Annotated in this window: 14 protein-coding genes and 1 tRNA gene; 12 read left to right on the top strand and 3 right to left on the bottom strand. The window is 61.4% G+C overall.

Annotated elements, in window-relative coordinates; all coding sequences use genetic code 11:
• Positions 1 to 114: 114 nt before the first annotated feature.
• Complete coding sequence (locus FHP91_RS17550; RefSeq protein WP_144310823.1) at positions 115 to 1,647, bottom strand: fumarate hydratase; 1,533 nt, start codon at positions 1,645 to 1,647, stop codon at positions 115 to 117.
• Positions 1,648 to 1,953: 306 nt separating this feature from the next.
• Here FHP91_RS17550 and acs point away from each other — a divergent pair, with 306 nt between their 5' ends.
• From acs to FHP91_RS17515, 7 genes are all read left to right on the top strand, one after another.
• Positions 1,954 to 3,915, top strand: a complete 1,962-nt coding sequence (acs, locus tag FHP91_RS17545) for an acetate--CoA ligase (protein ID WP_144310822.1) — start codon at positions 1,954 to 1,956, stop codon at positions 3,913 to 3,915.
• Positions 3,916 to 4,122: 207 nt separating this feature from the next.
• Positions 4,123 to 4,320 carry a hypothetical protein gene (locus FHP91_RS17540; protein WP_144310821.1) on the top strand — a complete coding sequence of 66 codons (198 nt, stop codon included), beginning with the start codon at positions 4,123 to 4,125 and terminating at the stop codon, positions 4,318 to 4,320.
• A 9-nt stretch (positions 4,321 to 4,329) separates the two neighbouring features.
• Complete coding sequence (locus FHP91_RS17535) at positions 4,330 to 7,068, top strand: sensor histidine kinase (protein WP_144310820.1); 2,739 nt, start codon at positions 4,330 to 4,332, stop codon at positions 7,066 to 7,068.
• A 55-nt stretch (positions 7,069 to 7,123) separates the two neighbouring features.
• Entirely contained in the window at positions 7,124 to 7,504 is a 381-nt protein-coding gene (locus FHP91_RS17530) for a response regulator transcription factor (RefSeq protein ID WP_144310819.1), read from the top strand.
• A complete protein-coding gene (locus tag FHP91_RS17525) occupies positions 7,501 to 9,669 on the top strand; it encodes an exonuclease domain-containing protein (RefSeq protein ID WP_144310818.1) in 2,169 nt (722 codons plus the stop codon). The genes FHP91_RS17530 and FHP91_RS17525 overlap by 4 nt, the downstream gene beginning before the upstream one ends.
• A 158-nt stretch (positions 9,670 to 9,827) precedes the next feature.
• Positions 9,828 to 11,864 (top strand): sodium:solute symporter family protein, encoded by a 2,037-nt coding sequence (locus FHP91_RS17520; RefSeq protein ID WP_144310817.1) that lies wholly within the window; start codon positions 9,828 to 9,830, stop codon positions 11,862 to 11,864.
• A gap of 76 nt (positions 11,865 to 11,940) precedes the next feature.
• Positions 11,941 to 12,031: transfer RNA gene (locus tag FHP91_RS17515), tRNA-Ser, on the top strand.
• A gap of 101 nt (positions 12,032 to 12,132) precedes the next feature.
• Here FHP91_RS17515 and FHP91_RS17510 read toward each other — a convergent pair.
• Together FHP91_RS17510 and FHP91_RS17505 are read right to left on the bottom strand one after the other, a co-directional pair.
• Complete coding sequence (locus FHP91_RS17510) at positions 12,133 to 13,527, bottom strand: GTPase/DUF3482 domain-containing protein (protein ID WP_144310816.1); 1,395 nt, start codon at positions 13,525 to 13,527, stop codon at positions 12,133 to 12,135.
• Positions 13,520 to 14,854, bottom strand: coding sequence for a DUF2868 domain-containing protein (locus FHP91_RS17505; protein ID WP_186301611.1), 1,335 nt, complete (start codon positions 14,852 to 14,854; stop codon positions 13,520 to 13,522). The genes FHP91_RS17510 and FHP91_RS17505 overlap by 8 nt, the downstream gene beginning before the upstream one ends.
• 266 nt (positions 14,855 to 15,120) lie before the next feature.
• On the opposite strand from FHP91_RS17505, the gene rpsF reads away from it, so the two are divergent.
• From rpsF to dnaB, 5 genes are all read left to right on the top strand, one after another.
• On the top strand, positions 15,121 to 15,513 hold the full coding sequence (gene rpsF / locus FHP91_RS17500; RefSeq protein ID WP_144310814.1) for a 30S ribosomal protein S6: 393 nt from the start codon (positions 15,121 to 15,123) through the stop codon (positions 15,511 to 15,513).
• Between the two features lie 6 nt (positions 15,514 to 15,519).
• Positions 15,520 to 15,852, top strand: coding sequence for a primosomal replication protein N (gene priB / locus FHP91_RS17495; protein WP_281281806.1), 333 nt, complete (start codon positions 15,520 to 15,522; stop codon positions 15,850 to 15,852).
• Positions 15,824 to 16,093 (top strand): 30S ribosomal protein S18, encoded by a 270-nt coding sequence (gene rpsR, locus FHP91_RS17490; RefSeq protein ID WP_144180192.1) that lies wholly within the window; start codon positions 15,824 to 15,826, stop codon positions 16,091 to 16,093. Before priB ends, rpsR begins: the two co-directional genes overlap by 29 nt.
• Before the next feature lie 15 nt (positions 16,094 to 16,108).
• A complete protein-coding gene (gene rplI / locus FHP91_RS17485) occupies positions 16,109 to 16,561 on the top strand; it encodes a 50S ribosomal protein L9 (RefSeq protein ID WP_144180188.1) in 453 nt (150 codons plus the stop codon).
• A 182-nt stretch (positions 16,562 to 16,743) separates the two neighbouring features.
• Complete coding sequence (dnaB, locus tag FHP91_RS17480; protein WP_144180185.1) at positions 16,744 to 18,111, top strand: replicative DNA helicase; 1,368 nt, start codon at positions 16,744 to 16,746, stop codon at positions 18,109 to 18,111.
• The last annotated feature ends 185 nt before the right edge of the window (positions 18,112 to 18,296 follow it).

Genomic DNA, 18,296 nt, shown 5'->3' with positions numbered 1-18,296 from the left:
AGTTGGCATCGGACTTTGCCAACGGGTCGCCGTTGGGCGCTTCGGTGACGTGCGCCGCCAAAGAAAATGCCCGGCATATGCCGGGCATTTTCGTCTGCGTGTTGCCAGTCGTGATCAGCTGGTCACGACCGGGATCTTGCCGATCTTGGCCTGCCACAGCTTCGGGCCGGTTTTGTGAACCGACTCGCCCGAGGCGTCGACCGCGACGGTGACCGGCATGTCGACCACGTCAAATTCGTAGATAGCTTCCATGCCCAGATCAGCGAACCCGACCACCTTGGAGGCCTTGATGGCCTTGGAGACGAGGTAGGCGGAGCCGCCGACGGCCATGAGGTAGGCGGCCTTGTTGTCCTTGATGGCTTCGATGGCCACGGGGCCGCGTTCGGCTTTGCCGACCATGGCGATGAGGCCGGTTTTTTCGAGCATCATGCGGGTGAAGCCGTCCATGCGCGTGGCGGTGGTGGGGCCGGCCGGGCCGACGACTTCGTCGCGCACCGGGTCGACCGGGCCGACGTAGTAGATGACGCGGTTGGTGAAGTCGACCGGCAGCTTCTCGCCCTTGGCGAGCATGTCGGCGATGCGCTTGTGGGCGGCGTCGCGGCCGGTGAGCATCTTGCCGTTGAGGAGCAGGACCTGGCCCGGCTTCCACGAAGAGACTTGTTCGGTGGTGAGGGTGTTGAGGTCGACGCGGGTGGCGACTTCGGTATCTGCCTGCCAGGTGACGGCCGGCCAGTCTTCGAGGCGGGGTGCCTGGAGGTGGGCAGGGCCGGAGCCATCGAGCTCGAAATGCACATGACGAGTGGCGGCACAGTTGGGGATCATCGCGACCGGCAGCGAGGCGGCGTGGGTCGGGTAGTCGAGAATCTTGACGTCGAGCACGGTGGTGAGGCCGCCGAGGCCCTGGGCGCCGATGCCCAGCGCGTTGACCTTGTCGAAGAGTTCGAGGCGCAGTTCTTCGACGCGGCTCAGGGTGTCGCCCTTGGCGGCGCGGGCCTGGAGTTCCTGGATGTCCACATGGCCCATCAGCGATTCCTTGGCCAGCAGCATGGCTTTTTCAGGCGTGCCGCCGATGCCGATGCCGAGGATGCCCGGCGGGCACCAGCCGGCGCCCATGGTCGGGAGGGTTTTGAGCACCCAGTCGACGATGGAGTCGGAGGGGTTGAGCATGACCAGCTTCGATTTGTTTTCGGAGCCGCCGCCCTTGGCCGCACAGGTGATGTCGACGGTGTCGCCCGGCACGATCTCGTAGTGCACCACGGCCGGGGTGTTGTCCTTGCTGTTCTTGCGGGCGCCGGCGGGGTCTAGCAGCACCGAGGCGCGCAGCGTGTTGTCGGGGTCGGTGTAGGCACGGCGCACGCCTTCGTTGACCATCTCCTGGACGCTCAGCGTGCTGTCCCAGCGCACGTTCATGCCCACCTTGAGGAAGACCACCGCGATACCGGTGTCCTGGCAGATGGGGCGATGCCCTTCGGCGCACATGCGGCTGTTGGTGAGAATCTGCGCGATGGCGTCTTTCGCGGCGGGCGATTCTTCGCGCTCATAGGCTTCGCCCAGCGCCTGGATGTAGTCCAGCGGATGGTAGTAGCTGATGAACTGGAATGCGTCCGCGATGGACTGGATGAAGTCTTCCTGCTTGATTGTGCTCATGGTGGGCTCCCTCACAGAGAAAGGCAGGCGCCGCGGGCAAAGCAGCCCCTGCCATGATGCGTCCACGAATCGCTTGACTGGCGTTGTGGCGTCGGGCGAGATTCTAACACTGCGGAGTCAGCTGCTTTGTGTTGCAGTGCCACGAAGGTGTAAGTCCTGTGTAAGATAGATTTCATTTAATGCGGTCTGTTCTCAGTGGCCGGGTTTATTGAGTGTCGCCGCTGATGGTAATGTCTGTTGATTGTTCCGGCGCAGACTGGAGCAAGTAACCGAATTTCGATTCCGTGAATTGAGGAGAGGTGAGAGATGTCCGACAACGCCCAGAAGCTGTACTACCCCCCCGAGTCGCTGGCCAAGAATGCTGCCGTACCCGGCATGGAGGCCTATCAGGCCCTGGTCAAGCAGGCTGAGACCGATTACGAAGGTTACTGGGCGAACCACGCCCGCAAGCTCCTCGACTGGAAGAAGCCTTTCACCAAGGTGCTCGACGAGTCCAACGCTCCGTTCTTCAAATGGTTCGACGACGGCGAGCTGAACGTGTCGTACAACTGTATCGACCGTCAGGTTAACAATGGTCTGGGCGACAAGGTCGCGATCATTTTTGAAGCCGATGACGGCCAGGTCACCAAGGTGACCTACAAGGATCTGCTCTCCCGCGTCAGCAAGATGGCCAACGCGCTCAAGAGCGTCGGCGTCGCCAAGGGCGACCGCGTGGTGATCTATCTGCCGATGTCGATCGAAGGCATCGTGGCCATGCAGGCCTGCGCCCGCATCGGCGCAACCCACTCGGTGGTGTTCGGCGGTTTTTCTGCGCAATCCCTGCGTGATCGTATCGAAAGCTCCAGCGCGGCAGCCCTGATTACCTCCGACGGCCAGTTCCGTGGTGGCAAGGCGCTCCCGCTCAAGCCGATCGCCGACGAAGCGCTGGCCATGGGCGGCTGCGAGTCGATCAAGAAAGTGCTGGTGGTCAAGCGCACCGGCACTGAGGTCAACATGACGGCGGGCCGTGATGTGTGGCTGAATGACATTCTTGCCGAGCAGCCCGAGACCTGCGAGCCGGAGTGGGTGGGGGCCGAGCACCCGCTGTTCCTGCTCTACACCTCGGGTTCGACCGGCAAGCCGAAAGGCGTTCAGCATTCGAGCGGCGGCTACCTGCTGCACGCCATGCTGACCATGCAATACACCTTCGATATCAAGCCGGACGACGTGTTCTGGTGCACGGCTGACATCGGCTGGGTCACGGGTCACACCTACATCGCCTACGGCCCGCTGGCCTGCGGCGCCACCCAGGTGGTGTTCGAAGGCGTGCCGACCTATCCGGACGCCGGCCGTTTCTGGAAAATGATCCAGAACCACAAGGTCAGTGTTTTCTACACCGCACCGACAGCGATCCGCTCGCTGATCAAGGCGGCCGATGCCAACGAAGCCGTGCATCCGGATCGTTACGACATGTCGAGCCTGCGCATTCTGGGTTCGGTCGGTGAGCCGATCAATCCGGCGGCCTGGGAGTGGTACTACGAGAACATCGGCGGCAGCCGTTGCCCGATCGTTGATACCTTCTGGCAGACCGAAACCGGTGGTCACATGATCACCCCGCTGCCTGGCGCGACGCCGATGGTGCCGGGTTCGTGCACGCTGCCGTTCCCGGGCATTCAGGCCGCCGTGGTCGATGAAACCGGTCTTGAGCAGCCGTGGGGCCAGGGCGGTATTCTGGTCGTCAAGCGTCCGTGGCCGTCCATGATCCGCACCGTGTGGGGCGATCCTGAGCGCTTCAAGACGTCTTACTACCCAGCTGACTTCCAGGGCAAGTACTACCTGGCAGGCGATGGCGCGATCCGCGATATCGACACCGGCTACTTCACCATTACCGGTCGTATCGACGACGTGCTGAACGTCTCCGGTCACCGTATGGGCACGATGGAAATCGAGTCCGCGCTGGTCGCTCACGAAAAAGTCGCCGAAGCGGCGGTAGTGGGTCGTCCTGACGACACCACGGGTGAGGCGATTGTGGCCTTCGTGGTGCTCAAGGGCCCGCGTCCGTCCGAAGCGGATGCGCCGGCGGTCATCAAAGAGTTGTCAGCCTGGGTGGCCAAGGAGATCGGCCCGATCGCCAAGCCGAAAGACATCCGTTTTGGCGAGAACCTGCCCAAAACGCGTTCGGGCAAGATCATGCGCCGTCTGCTGCGTCAGCTGGCCAAGGGTGAGGAGATCACGCAAGACACCTCCACCCTCGAGAATCCGGCCATTCTGGATCAGCTCAAGGGATAAGCGCCTGACCTCCGTGGAGGCGCCGCCCTGACGGCGCCCCGCGAAAAGAATAACGAGGGGAGCCTGCCGTAGAGCGGGCCAATATACGAGGAGACGAAGGCGCGGTAACGCGCCTTCTTTTTTTGCTGGATCGAGCCGCCGAAGCAATCGGGGCGGGCGTTGGGGGCGGGCTATAATGATTTTCCGTTTTCCGAACGAGGTGCGGTGATGCGTAAAGCGCTCGCGCGGCAACGTCTGGTCGCCTGCACCCTGTTTGCGGCGGTGGCATTCAATGCGCCAATCCTCTGGTTGTTCGACGCCGCTGTCGCGCTGTTTGGCGTTCCGCTCGTATTCCTTTCCATGTTCGGCATCTGGGCCGCCGTGATTGCGGTGCTCGCCTGGATCGTCGAGTCCGGTTTTCGATAGGAGCGCGCCATGCTGTCGAGCAGTGTCATCGTTGGCGCCTCATTCGCCTATCTGGTGGTGCTGTTCGGTGTTGCGCTCTATGGCGATCGCCGCGCCGACGCGGGCCGCTCGCTGATCGCCAATCCCTGGGTCTATGCCCTGTCGCTGGCCGTGTATTGCACTGCCTGGACCTACTACGGCAGCGTGGGCCGCGCAGCGACGACCGGGCTGGGGTTCTTGCCGGTCTACCTGGGGCCGACGCTGGTCATGGGGGTGTCGTGGCTGGTGCTGCTGAAGATGGTGCGGATCAGCAAGGCCTACCGCATCACCTCGATCGCCGACTTCATCGCCTCGCGTTATGGCAAGAGCCGGCTGCTGGCGAGCATGGTCACCCTGGTGGCGGTGATCGGCATCGTTCCTTATATTGCGTTGCAACTCAAAGCCGTATCCAGTGAGTACGGCTTGCTGACCGGTGCCCATCCGGGCTCCAGCGGCGATTGGTATCGCGACACCGCGCTGTACATGGCGCTGGTGCTCGCCGCGTTTACGATGATTTTCGGCACGCGTCATCTTGATGCGACCGAGCGCCACGAGGGCATGGTGGCGGCCATCGCCTTCGAGTCCATCGTCAAGCTGATCGCCTTTCTGGCGGTGGGCGTCGTTGTCACCTATTTTATTTTCGATGGCTGGGAAGATCTGTTCGTGCGCGCGGCCATCTCGCCGGATCTTGCGCCCTTGTTGAGTCTGGATATGGCGGGCAGCAAGGCGGACTGGTTTGCGTTGACCGTGCTGTCGGCGCTGGCGTTCTTGATGTTGCCGAGACAGTTTCAGATTGCCGTGGTCGAGAACGTCGACGAGCGACATCTCAAGCGCGCCACCTGGCTGTTTCCGCTGTATCTGCTGCTGATCAATATCTTTGTGCTGCCGATTGCCTTGGGTGGCATGCTGCGTTTTCCGGCGAATGTGATCGACCCGGACTCCTTCGTGCTCACCTTGCCGCTTGCCGAGGGCTATTCCACGCTCACCTTGCTCGCTTTTATTGGCGGCTTGTCGGCCGCGACCAGCATGGTCATTGTGGAGACCATCGCGCTGTCGACCATGGTGTGCAACGACTTGGTGATGCCCCTGCTACTGTCGAATACGCGCTTTCGGCGTTGGGCGCCGCATGACCTGACCGGCCTGCTGCTGTTTATCCGGCGTGGCGCGATTGTGGTGATTCTGCTGCTGGGCTACCTCTATTTCCGGCTTGCCGGCCAAGCCTACGCGCTGGTGTCAATTGGCCTGATCAGTTTTGCCGCTGTGGTGCAGTTTGCCCCTGCGCTCCTCGGCGGCATGTATTGGCGTGGTGCCACGCGAAATGGCGCTGTGGCCGGTCTGGCGGCGGGATTCGGCGTCTGGCTGTATACCTTGCTGCTGCCCTCGTTTGCCAAGTCGGGCTGGTTGCCGATGGCTTTTGTCGAATCGGGCATGTTCGGCATTGAGTTGTTGATGCCCGAGCGGCTCTTTGGCTTTGGTGATGTCAACGCCACGACGCACGCCTTGTTCTGGAGCATGTTTGCCAATATCGGCGCCTTTGTGGCGGTCTCGCTGTGGCGGCCGCCCACCGCAGTGGAGGCCGGGCAGGCCAGCGTGTTTGTCGATATCCTCAAGCGTGAGTCGCGCGGCGCGGCGCGGTTCTGGCGCGGTCAGGCCAAGATTGACGACCTGCTTGCACTGCTTGCGCGATTCCTCGGTGCGGAGCGCGTCCGGGTGAATTTCTCGGCTTATGCGCACAGTCAGGGCGTTGAACATATCGAAGACCTGCAGGCCGACGGCGATCTGGTGCATTTCGCCGAAACACTGCTGGCCGGTGCGATTGGCAGTGTGTCGGCGCGGGTGATGATCGCCTCGGTGGTGCAGGAGGAGACGCTCGGCATCGAAGAGGTGATGAATATCCTCGACGAGGCCTCGCAGGTGCGCGCGTATTCGCGCGAACTCGAAGAAAAGTCGCAGGCCTTGCAGGCGGCCACCGAAGACTTGCGCGCGGCCAACGAGCGTTTGCAGGAGCTCGACCGGGTGAAGGACGATTTCATGTCTTCGGTCACGCACGAGTTGCGCACGCCGTTGACTTCTATCCGCGCCTTCTCCGAGATGCTGCTGGACGATCCAAAGATCGATCTGGCCGAACGAAAGCGCTTTCTGGGCATCATTGTCGAAGAAACCGAGCGCCTGACCCGGCTGGTGAATCAGGTGCTCGATCTCGCCAAGATTGAGTCCGGTCACGCGCAGTGGCACGACACCGATGTGGACCTGATCGAGCTGATCGAGCATGTGGCAACCACCGCTGGCCAGCTGGTACGGAATCGAAAAGCCGAACTGGTGCTGGCGCTGCCGCCGACGGTGACGGTGCTGCGGGTGGACCGCGATCGACTGATCCAGGTACTCACCAATCTGATCGGCAATGCGGCGCGTTTCGTGCCTGAGCATGGTGGGGTGGTGCGAGTCGCGATGAGCGAAAGCGAAGCCGGTGTGCGTGTTGATGTTTGCGACAACGGCCCGGGGATTCCGCAGGATGCCCAGAACGAGATTTTCGAGAAGTTTCGTCAGGCCAGCGGCAGTGGCGGCAAGCCCACCGGTACCGGCTTGGGGCTGCCGATCAGCCGCGAAATCATTGAGCACTTCGGGGGGGCCTTGTGGGTCACCAGCGAGCCCGGCAAGGGCGCGGTGTTTTCGTTCGAGTTGCCCCGAAAACTGGCGGTATCCGGCGGCGAAAACAAGGAATTAGCCTGATGCTTTGATGTCAGGGCAATGACTTAGAATGTGATGTAAGGGGGAGGGAAGCTACATGACACAATCAAAAAAAATACTGATCGCCGACGATGAGCCGAATATCGTCATCTCCTTGGAATTCCTGATGAAACGCGAGGGCTTCGACGTGTCCATCGCGGGTGACGGGGAAGAGGCGATTGCCAAGATCCGCAGCGATTCGCCGGACCTCGTGCTACTCGACGTGATGATGCCGAAGAAGAGTGGCTTCGATGTCTGCCAGGAGGTCAAGGCTGATCCGGCGCTCTCGTCGACGCGAATTTTGATGCTGACCGCCAAAGGTCGGGATACCGAAATGGCCAAGGGGCTGGCACTCGGCGCCGATGCCTACATGACCAAGCCGTTCTCCACCAAAGACCTGGTCGAACAGGTGCATCAACTGCTCGGGTCGAATGCATGAGCCCAAAGAATCGACTTCTTCTCAGCGTCGCCTTGGTATGCGCCTGGTTGCTGATTGTTGTCGGCGTCTGTGGCTGGGTCGTGTGGGCTGACCTTTCGCCCGATGAGCGTGAAGCCTTGGTACCCATCATTTCGCCGCGCGGCGCCTTGCTCGGCGCGATGCTGGTGATGGCCATGGCCGTCAGCGCGATCGTGTTGCGTGATCTGCATCGCCGCTACGTGGCGGTGCCCGCCCGCCTGGCCGAAGATGGCCGGACCTTGCTCAAGGCCGAACCCACACGTCGCCTGACCGCCGATGGCAATGCCGAAACCTGTGCGTTTGTCGACATCATCAACACCTTGGCCGATCAGCGTCAGAGTCTTCAGGACGACGTGGAAACCCGTGTGGCCGATGCGCGGCGCTCGGTGGAGGAAGAAAAAAACCGCCTCGGCGCGCTGATGTCGGAGCTCACCCAAAGCGTGGTCGTGTGCAATCTCGACGGCCGCATCCTGCTCTACAACAACCGCGCGCGGCTGCAGTTCCGCGCCATGTCGGACGCCCCCGGGGCAGCCGGCGGCGGCGAACTGATCGGCCTGGGACGGTCGATCTATGCCGTCATGGATCGTCATCTGATCGCCCATGCGCTCGAAAATATTCAACACCGTTTGCGCAAGAGCGCCGCGCAGCCGGTCACCAATTTTGTGACCACCACGCGCGCAGGCCAGCTGCTGCGCGTGCAGATGGCGCCGGTGCTTGGCGTGGCCACGACCGAGGGCGGCGATCGCCCCGTCTCCGGCTTTATTCTGATGCTGGACAACATCACGCGCACCATTGAAAACGAAGCGCGTCGCGACGAAATCCTGCACACCCTCACCGAGGGCAACCGTGCCTCGCTGGCCAATGTGCGTGCGGCGGCCGAGATGCTCGACTTCTCTGATCTGGATGACGAACTGCGCACCCGTTTCCGTGGCGTGATCCGCGACGAAGTCAAAGCCATGAGTGATCGCCTCGATCACAGCGCATCCGCGTTTGCCGACTCACTCAAGGCCCGTTGGCAGCTCGAAGACATGCTGGGGGCCGACCTGGTGGCTGCTGCACAGCGCCGAATCGAGAGCCGGCTGTCACTGCGCACCAAAATCGAGGAGATCGATGAGGCGCTATGGGTCAAGGTCGATAGCTTCTCGCTGCTGCAAGCGGTCACCTACCTGGCCAGCCGGTTGTCAGACGAGTTCGAAATCCGAGAGCTGCGCTTCCGCTTGGCGGCCGCGGGGCGACTGGTGCACCTTGATCTGATCTGGTCGGGTCAGGCGATGAGCACCGAAACCGTCATGAACTGGGAACTCGAGCCGATGCGTTTCGCCGGCGAGAACAGCCCATTGACCGTGCGCGACGTGATCGAACGACACGACGGTGAGATGTGGCTGGAGCGCGAGAAGGTCAAGCACCGCGCCTTCTTCCGGCTGGTGCTGCCATCTGCGACGCCCCAGGAGGAGGTGACCTCGGACGTCTATCTGAAGGGCGACAGCCGGCCGGAATACTACGATTTCGACCTGTTCAGCTGGTCAGAGCGGAACCACGAACATGATGATCAGCTGCTGTCCGAGCTCGCCTACACGGTGTTCGATACCGAAACCACCGGCCTGAATCCCTCGCAAGGCGACGAGATCATCCAGATCGGTGCGACGCGCATTCTGAACGGAAAGTTGCTGCAAGGCGACGCTTTCGAGCAACTGGTGGATCCCAAGCGAAGCCTGCCACCGGAGTCCACCAAGATTCACGGCATCACGCCCGAAATGCTGGTCGGTCAACCCGATATCACCAAAGTGCTACCAGCCTTGCATGCGTTTGCGGCGGATACCGTGCTGGTGGCTCACAACGCTGCCTTCGACATGCGCTTCCTGCAACTGAAGGAAGAAGTGACGGGGATGCAGTTCGATCACCCGGTGCTGGATACCTTGTTGCTGTCAGCCATCATCCACCCCAATCAGGACAGCCATCGGCTTGAAGCCATTGCCGAGCGGTTCGGGGTGACCGTGATCGGGCGTCACACTGCGATGGGTGACGCCATTGTCACCGCCGAGGTCTTCCTCAAAATGATTCCGCTGCTCGCCGAAAAAGGCGTGCGCACCCTCGGCGAAGCTCGTGAAGCCGCGCAAAAAACCTACTACGCGCGCTTGAAGTATTGAGGCGTGGCGAAGGCCCCGGCGCCTGAAACAGGTGTCGGGGCGTGGCCTGGCCTTGCGCTGTATTCGCAGGGGCACGGCACTCGCCCACTATCCCTCGGCGTTCAGCCGGATCACGCAGGCTATACTTGCGCGTCGGCAACAGGGCAGAGGCGGCACGCGTGGCGGATTCCGGGTTTTCGCAGCAACTGCGTCGGTACTACGGTTGGTATACCGGGTCGTTCGCTGTTTTTGTGCTGTTGCTGGCGGTCGGTGAGCAACTGGGCTTGTCAGAGCGCATCATCGGCCACGTATTTCTATTTGCCACCATCGCCATCTATGCCGCGATCGGCGTCATGAGTCGCACCGCCGACGTGGCGGAGTACTACGTCGCGGGACGGCGTGTGCCCGCGGTGTTCAACGGCATGGCGACCGCGGCCGACTGGATGAGCGCCGCGTCGTTCATCGGCCTGGCCGGCACGCTCTATTTCTCGGGCTTTCAGGGGCTGGCGTTTGTGACCGGCTGGACCGGTGGCTATGTGCTGGTGGCCTTGTTGCTGGCGCCCTATCTGCGCAAGTTTGGCCAATACACCATCCCCGATTTTCTCGGTGCCCGCTACGAGGGCAACACCGCACGGCTGGTGGGCCTCGCCGCCACCATCCTCGCCAGCTTTGTGTATGTCGTCGCGCAGATCTACGGCGTTGGCTTGATCGCCAGCCGGTTTCTCAGCGTCGAGTTCGAGATTGGCCTGTTTGTAGGGCTGGCAGGCATTCTGGTGTGCTCCTTCCTGGGCGGGATGCGCGCCGTGACCTGGACCCAGGTCGCGCAGTACGTGATTCTCATCATCGCTTACCTGGCCCCGGTGGTGCTGCTGTCCTGGAAAGTGACTGGCGTGCCAGTGCCGCAGATTGCCTACGGCACCGTGCTGCAGAAGATCAGCGAAAAAGAACACAAGCTGCTGACCGATCCGGTCGAAATTGATGTGCGCAATCAGTATCGCTTCCGGGCTCAAGCCTTCGAGCAGAAAATTGCGGATTTGCCCAATTCAATGGAGGCCGAACGCCTTGCCCTGGGCGAGCGGGTAAAGCAATTGCGTAACGAAGATGCGTCTGCGCGCGAAGTCGCCATGGCTGAGCGCGACATGCGTGATCTGCCCAGAACCGAGGCCGAAGCGCGTGTGCGGTGGGACACCGAGCGCGCCGCCGCCCTGGAGAAATCGCGTGCGCCACCGCGTCACGCCGACGCCTTTCCCGGTGACACGCCTGAAGAGGTCAATGCTTCGCGCCGAAATTTTCTCGCGCTCATGTTCGTGCTCATGGTCGGCACGGCCGCTTTGCCGCATGTATTGATGCGCTACTACACCACCCCCGGCGTCTCCGAAGCACGCCGATCGGTGATGTGGTCACTGTTCTTTATCTCCTTGCTCTACATCACCGCGCCGGCCTACGCCGTGTTTGCCAAGTGGGAGGTGTATAACAACCTCGTCGGCAGCAGCATCGCCTTTCTGCCCGACTGGGTCGCCTCCTGGGGCAAGATCGGCCTGGTCAGTGTTGAAGACCTCAATGGCGACGGCTTGCTCCAGCTCGCCGAGCTCACGCTCAATACCGACGTGATCGTGCTCGCCACGCCGGAAATTGCCGGGCTGCCCTACGTCGTCTCCGGGCTGGTCGCTGCGGGGGGACTCGCTGCGGCACTATCGACAGCAGACGGCTTGCTCCTCACCATTTCAAACGCGTTGTCGCATGACCTCTACTTCAAGGTCATCAACCCGCGCGCCACCACCCAGCGCCGGCTCGTCATCTCCAAGTCGCAACTCTTGTTGGTCGCTGCCATCGCGGCCTGGGTCGCCTCGATGCGCCCCGACAACATCCTGTTCATGGTGGGGCTGGCCTTCTCCATTGCCGCTGCGTCGTTTTTCCCGGCGCTTGTTCTCGGCATCTTCTGGAAACGGGCGAACAAATGGGGCGCCGTGTGCGGCATGGGAGCGGGGCTGGCGGTGACGCTTTACTACGTCACGGAAACCCATCCCTTTTTCAATGGGTCGATGGCGCATGCGTGGTTCGACATCGAACCGATCTCTGCAGGCATCTTTGGTGTCCCCCTCGGCTTCATCGTCACCATCGTCGTCAGCGTGCTGACACCGCCACCTTCAGTCGAGGTTCAGGCATTGGTCGATTTCGTTCGTTATCCCAGCATGACCGAGACACCAGACCGCTAAGAACAGGTCATCTGAAATTGTCGCCCGGCAGGGGTTTCATCGCGGCAGGATTCTGATAAACTTCCGCCTCTTCCACGGAGAGGTGGATGAGTGGTTTAAGTCGCACGCCTGGAAAGCGTGTTTGGGATAATATCCCAACGCGGGTTCGAATCCCGCCCTCTCCGCCAGTACATCTAAGTTAAGCCGCTGATTTTAGCGGCTTTTCTTTTGCCCCTCGCGAGCGCTTGATGGGCCCGCGTTCATGCCATGGCTGTGCGGCTGTGGTGCGCTATTGAGCAGCAGGGGTGTTGTTTTCGGCGGCCACTGAAGTCGCCAGGGCTGCAATCGCTTGTTGTCGATCGGGCATGTCGTCGCGCGGGCGGTTGACCAGGCCTGACCAGGCGGGGTGGGCGCGGGCGAGTTCCAGTGCGTCGGGTAGGGCAGCGTCGCGCCAGCGGCTGATCTCTTGTGTGCTGAGTTCGACCGGGGCGAGGGCGGCGTGACCGCGTCCGGCGAGGGCGCGCAGCAGGTGTTGCTGGCGAAGGGCGAGCAGGCGGAGGATGGCGTCGTCTACGGTGAGCTCCCGGCTGCCGGTGAGTTTGCCGAGGAGGCGGTCGCCGTAGTCGCTGAGGCTTTGCCAGGTGCCGCCGATGATGGCGCCGAGTGCGGCGGCAGCGCCGAGAGTGAGTCCGCCGGCGAGCAGGTCGATGCCGACGCCGGCGGCAGCGCCAGCGGCAGCGCCTTTGCCCAGGGAAATGCCCATCGACCGGAGACTTTCTGGGTTGAAGAGGTCATCTTCCCAGCGGCCGTCAAGCAGCGGAAGCGGCGCGCTGCTGACGTCTTTTTGCGAAAACCCATAGAGCGCGAGCAGGGCGTCGACGCAGCGCTGCTCGCGCGTGCGTACCGCTTGATGCAGGTTGTCGACGGCGTGCTGAATGGCGTTTTCGTCGGCGTCGACTTGCTGGCGGGTGGCGGCAATGTCGATCAGCAGTTCTGCGACCAGGCGCGCGGCAGCGATGTGGCGTGAGCGCGCATCGCGTTCGCGACTGGCGATGAGGTGTTCGAGTGCGTCGCGGCGGTTGGCGAGCAAGGTGGCGAGGGCTTCGTAGAGCCGGCGCTCGCCGCCAAGTTCGGGGGCGACGGTGTCGAAGCGGACCTGGGCGTGGAGCCCGACGCGCGCGAGTGCTTCGCGCCATTGGGCTTCGCGCGATTCGGGGGCGTGGACGAAATTGAGCACCGGCAGGAGAGGGCGGGCGCAGTCGGCCAACAGCGTGAGTTCGTCGCGGTGCTTTGGCAGCACGGGGTCGCGTACATCGACGACATAGAATGCGGCGTCGCTGTCGAGGAGTTGGCGCAGCACTTTGGCTTCTTGCTCGTAGCGGGCGTGAGCTTCAGCGCTGCCGAGAAATTGACGAATGCGCTCCGGCCCGTCGCTACGGGCATGGGCTGGTGCGAGCGTGTCGATGTAGTCGAGCAGGGCGATGGCGTCTTCCATGCCGGGTGTGTCGAAGAGGCTGAGGATGGGAGTGCCATCGGCGAGGAGTCGGGCGCCTTCGACATGGCGGGTGGTGCTCGGGCGGTCGGAGACGTCGCCAAAGCGGGTATCGCGTAGCAGCGTGCGCAGCAAGGATGTTTTGCCGGTATTGGTGTGGCCGACCACGGCGATTCGGATCGGATCAGCCATGGTTTGCCTCCACCCAAGCGCGGGCTAGATCAGCGCTGTCTACAATATGGTCGTCGGCGAGGCCGATCTGCTGCAGGCCGTCGCGCCAATGTGCCATGCGGGTTGTGTCTGCCGGTTGCCCGTAGAACCAGACGGCGGTGTCGTCGGCGTAGCGACTCAGTTCTGCAATCAGGGCCAGCGCGCCGCGATCGGGTGACAGGCGTGCGTCGATTGCAAGCAATAGTCGTTCGGCGCTGTGTTGTGCCAGATGGTCGAGTGCCTGATGGCGCGCGTCGCGGCTATCGATTCGGCCGGCGTCGAAGGCGCGGGAAAAGCCGGTTGGTGGCCAAGCGAGATCGTCCGCCAGTTCAAGCGCCATGAGGCAGCGCCCGTCGCCGGCACCCGTCGTGTGATGCGCTGCGTGAAACGAGGGCAGGCGGGCAGGGGCGGCACTGCTGATGCCTGAGTGTTCGACGTTGGGCATGAGTCGGGCTTGCAATGTGGCGTAGGCGGGCAGGTCGAGATCCAGTCGGAATGCGCGTTGCGCGCGGTGCCATCGGAACTGGCAAATGACGAGGGCGGCGGCTCTGGGTAGCGCACCGTACAACAGCACTGACGCGACAAGCCAGGCGGACCAGGCGTGGCGATCCGCGTCGATGCCACTGGTTTCGCCTGCATTCAGAACCATGGTCGCGTCGGGCATCGTGATGCCGAGCGCTGCGGGCAGTGCGCCGAGGATTTGTGTGAGTTGGACGAACACGTCGGCAGGGAGAATCGTGGTTTCCCACACAAAGCCGTAGCGCCGCGTAGCCAACAGGAAAACGAGCGTCAGTAGCGCAGCGCTCAGTGTGGCAAGCCAGAGGGCGTGGCTGACGCGGCCGAGCCACCAGTAGCTCGCGCCGGTTTGCTGCGCTATAGAGCTATGGGCCTGCAGGACCGATGTCAGCGCAGGGCCGGCGCCGAGTCGAGCCTGAAGTTGTAGCCAGAGTTGCCCCGCCAAGCTGCCAGACGCCCCCAGCGGCAACCAGCGGCCAATGAGCCAGAGCAACAAAGTGATGGCATGAAAGCCAAGCAGCCCGCTAATTGCCCAGATCACGTTGACAGGGTGAGTGCCGTCGCCGAGTACTGCGGAGGCGGCGCCCGCGCCGCCCATGATCGCGATGGTCATGGCGATCAGTGCGATGAGCCTGATATGTTGGCGACGGCTGTGTATCGCGGACATCAGGCCACTGCGCTCGCCGAGTGTGGCTGCACGGGCGAGAATCCGGTGCTCAAGGTCGCCCCCCGTAGCGCGCGCGCGCCGGACGGCCATGGTGTCGTCGGCCGGGCCGGTGACCTCCTCGCGCAATCGTGTCGCTTCGGCCAGCCAGCGTTGTTCGAATGCGGTGAGCGGGTCGTGCATTGCGGTATGAGTTGTCGTCAAGGGCATTGTAGAGAATGGTGGACGCGCGCTTAGGATACCGTTTGGCGCCTTGTTATGCCTCCACGCCGTTTGTGCATGGGGGATGCTATTGAAGCGCTGACTTAATCTTGCTAGACTAGCGAGCTTTCCTTTGCTCCACCGGGACCGCATGACCGGGGGGCTGCGCCTTAACGTAACCTTGAGGAGTGTGCATGCGCCACTATGAAATCGTATTTATCGTCCACCCTGACCAGTCCGAGCAGGTGCCCGCCATGGTCGAGCGCTACCGCGCGCTGGTGGAGACCAAGGGTGGCAAGATCCACCGTCTGGAAGACTGGGGCCGCCGTCAATTGGCTTACCCGATCCAGAAAATCCACAAAGCCCACTATGTTCTGATGAACATCGAAAGCGACCAGGAAACGCTGGTCGAGCTTGAGCACGCGTTCAAGTTCAACGACGCCGTCCTGCGCCACCTGACCGTTGTTGCCAGCAAAGCCATGACCGAGCCGTCCCCGATGATGAAGGACGAGAAGTCCCGCTCGCTGACCAGTGGCCCGGATGCTGACGGTGACGACGCCAAGGCGGAAGAGACCGCTGAAGATTAAGTCTGCGTGTACAACACGCTGCGTATCGTCGGATGCTTGATGGAACTGGCGCCGATGCGATACACGCCTGGTGGCGTACCGATGGTCGGCTTTGTGCTGGGGCATGAATCCCGTCAGGTCGAGAACGGAATCGAACGTAGTGTGCTGTGTGAGTTGCAGGGGGTAGCGTTGGGCGATATTGCCAAAACACTGTCCACTGCAGTCGCAGGAATGGAAATGGAAGCCATCGGGTTTCTCGCTGCTAAAAATCAACGCAGCAAAATGCCGGTGTTGCACCTAACGAATATCAAATTTGTAGAAGGAAACGAACATGGCCTTCAAGCCGAAGAAAAAGGGTGATCGTGGTAGCCGTGGTGGTGGTTTGTTCAAGCGCCGCAAGTTCTGCCGCTTCACTGCAGAGAAAATCGAAGAAGTGGATTACAAAGACGTCGACCTGCTCAAGGACTTCGTGACCGAAACCGGCAAAATCATGCCGGCACGTATCACTGGGACCAAGGCCGGTTATCAGCGTCAGCTGTCCACCGCGATCAAGCGCGCCCGTTTCCTGGCGCTGCTGTCCTACACCGACCTGCACAAGTAATCGAGGAGTCCAGACATGCAAATTATCCTTCTGGAAAAAGTCGGCAAGCTCGGCGCTCTGGGTGATGTCGTGAAGGTCAAGGATGGCTACGCTCGTAACTTCCTGATCCCGCAAGGCAAAGCCAAGCGCGCAACCGAAGCCAACATGGCTGAATTCGAAACGCGTCGCGCTGAACTTGAGGCGCTGCAGAACGAGAAGTTGGCAGGTGCGCAGGCGCTGGCTGAAAAGCTCGAGAGTCTGATGGTTCAGATCACGCGCAAGTCCGGTATGGACGGCCGTCTGTTCGGTTCTGTGACTAACGCCGACGTGGCTGATGCGCTGGCAGCTCAAGGCTTCGACATCGAGCGCAGCACCATTCGCATGCCGGATGGTCCGCTCAAGCAAGTGGGTGACGTTCAGCTGGAAGTTGGCCTGCACGCAGATGTCGTGACGACGATCACCGTGTCCGTGCTGGGTGACCAGACCTGATTTGGCGCGTTGCTGACTGAGCAAAAGGGCTGCGTGTGCAGCCCTTTTGTTTTTGGCAGAATGCTTTGTGGCGTGATGGCTGCGCCATGTCATGATGTTGCTCTTTTTTCGTCTCCAAGGTGCTTGACGCCGAGTGACGAAATTCGTCGATTTGACCCCGACGCCGCTGCCAGGATGTAACCATGCAATCAGACCCGCAAATGGCTGCCCTCAAGCTGCCGCCGCATTCGCTCGAGGCCGAGCAATCGCTGCTTGGCGGATTGCTGCTCGACAACAGCGCCTGGGATCGCATTGCCGATCTCGTAACAAGTACTGACTTCTATCGGGATGACCATCGGCGGATTTTTGCCCACATCTCTCGTCTGATTGAGCTGAACAAGCCGGCGGATGTGGTCACCGTCTTCGAATCGCTTGAAAAGAACGGCGAATCGGAACAGGCGGGGGGCTTGGCGTACTTGGGCGAAATCGCGAACAGTACGCCGTCCGCTGCCAATATCCGCCGGTATGGTGAGATCGTTCGCGAACGTGCGATTCTGCGCCGGCTTGTTTCGGTGGGCGACGAGATTTCCTCATCGGCACTGACGCCGTCGGGTAAAGACGCGAAGACCTTGCTCGATGAGGCGGAGGCCAAGGTGTTCGAAATTGCCGAAGCGGGCTCGCGTCACACCAGTGGCTTCGTGCCTATTCAGCCTATTCTCGGACAGCTCGTTGATCGCATCCAGGAGCTCTACGACCGCGATACGCCAACCGACATCACCGGCGTTCCAAGCGGTTTCACTGATCTCGATGAAATGACGTCGGGTCTCCAGCCAACCGACATGATGGTGATCGCCGGGCGTCCGGGTATGGGTAAAACGACCTTCGCGCTCAATGTTGCCGAGCACGTCGCGGTCGAGTGCGGGCTTCCGGTTGCCGTGTTTTCGATGGAAATGCCGGGCACCCAGTTGGCGATGCGCTTCATTTCCTCTGTTGGTCGCCTGGACCAGCACCGCCTCAAGACAGGCAAATTGAACGACGAAGAGTGGCAGCGGCTTACATTTGCGCTCGGCAAGTTGCATGAAGCGCCTATCTATATCGATGAGAGCCCTGGGCTGAACCCGACTGACTTGCGCGCGCGTGCGCGCCGCCTGTATCGGCAATGCGGCAAGTTGGGTTTGATTGTCATCGACTACATCCAGCTGATGACGTCGCTGCGCCAGAGCGACAACCGTGCGGCCGAGCTGTCAGAGATTTCGCGGTCGATCAAATCGCTTGCCAAGGAGTTGCATGTACCGATCATGGCGCTGTCGCAGCTCAATCGAAGTCTCGAACAGCGGCCGAACAAGCGCCCGGTCATGTCCGACCTTCGGGAGTCGGGTGCGATCGAACAAGATGCCGACATGATCATGTTCATTTATCGAGATGAGATCTACAACCCAGACTCGCCAGACAAAGGCGCCGCAGAGCTCATTATCGGCAAGCACAGGAATGGGCCGACGGGCACCGTCCGGATGACCTTTCTTGGTGAATACACGCGCTTTCAGAACTACGTAGGGTCGCCTGAGTACTAGTTGTGATGCGTGCTTTTGAGAAAATGCGGTTCTTGAGGAAAATAGTGTTGACAGGTTTTTTGTGGTGTCTATAATTCGCACCTCGCTTGAACGCAAACGCGTTTTGAGCGGCCCCCGAAGGAGTCGGAAACGAGCTTGAGGGGGTTGACGAGGCGGATTTGTTGCTACATAATTCCGCTTCTGCG

The organism is Denitromonas halophila (assembly GCF_007625155.1).
In the GTDB taxonomy this organism is placed as follows: Bacteria; Pseudomonadota; Gammaproteobacteria; order Burkholderiales; family Rhodocyclaceae; genus Nitrogeniibacter; species Nitrogeniibacter halophilus.
The sequence above is the reverse complement of the archived record's forward strand: the minus strand, read 5'-3'. Positions and strand labels throughout refer to the sequence as shown.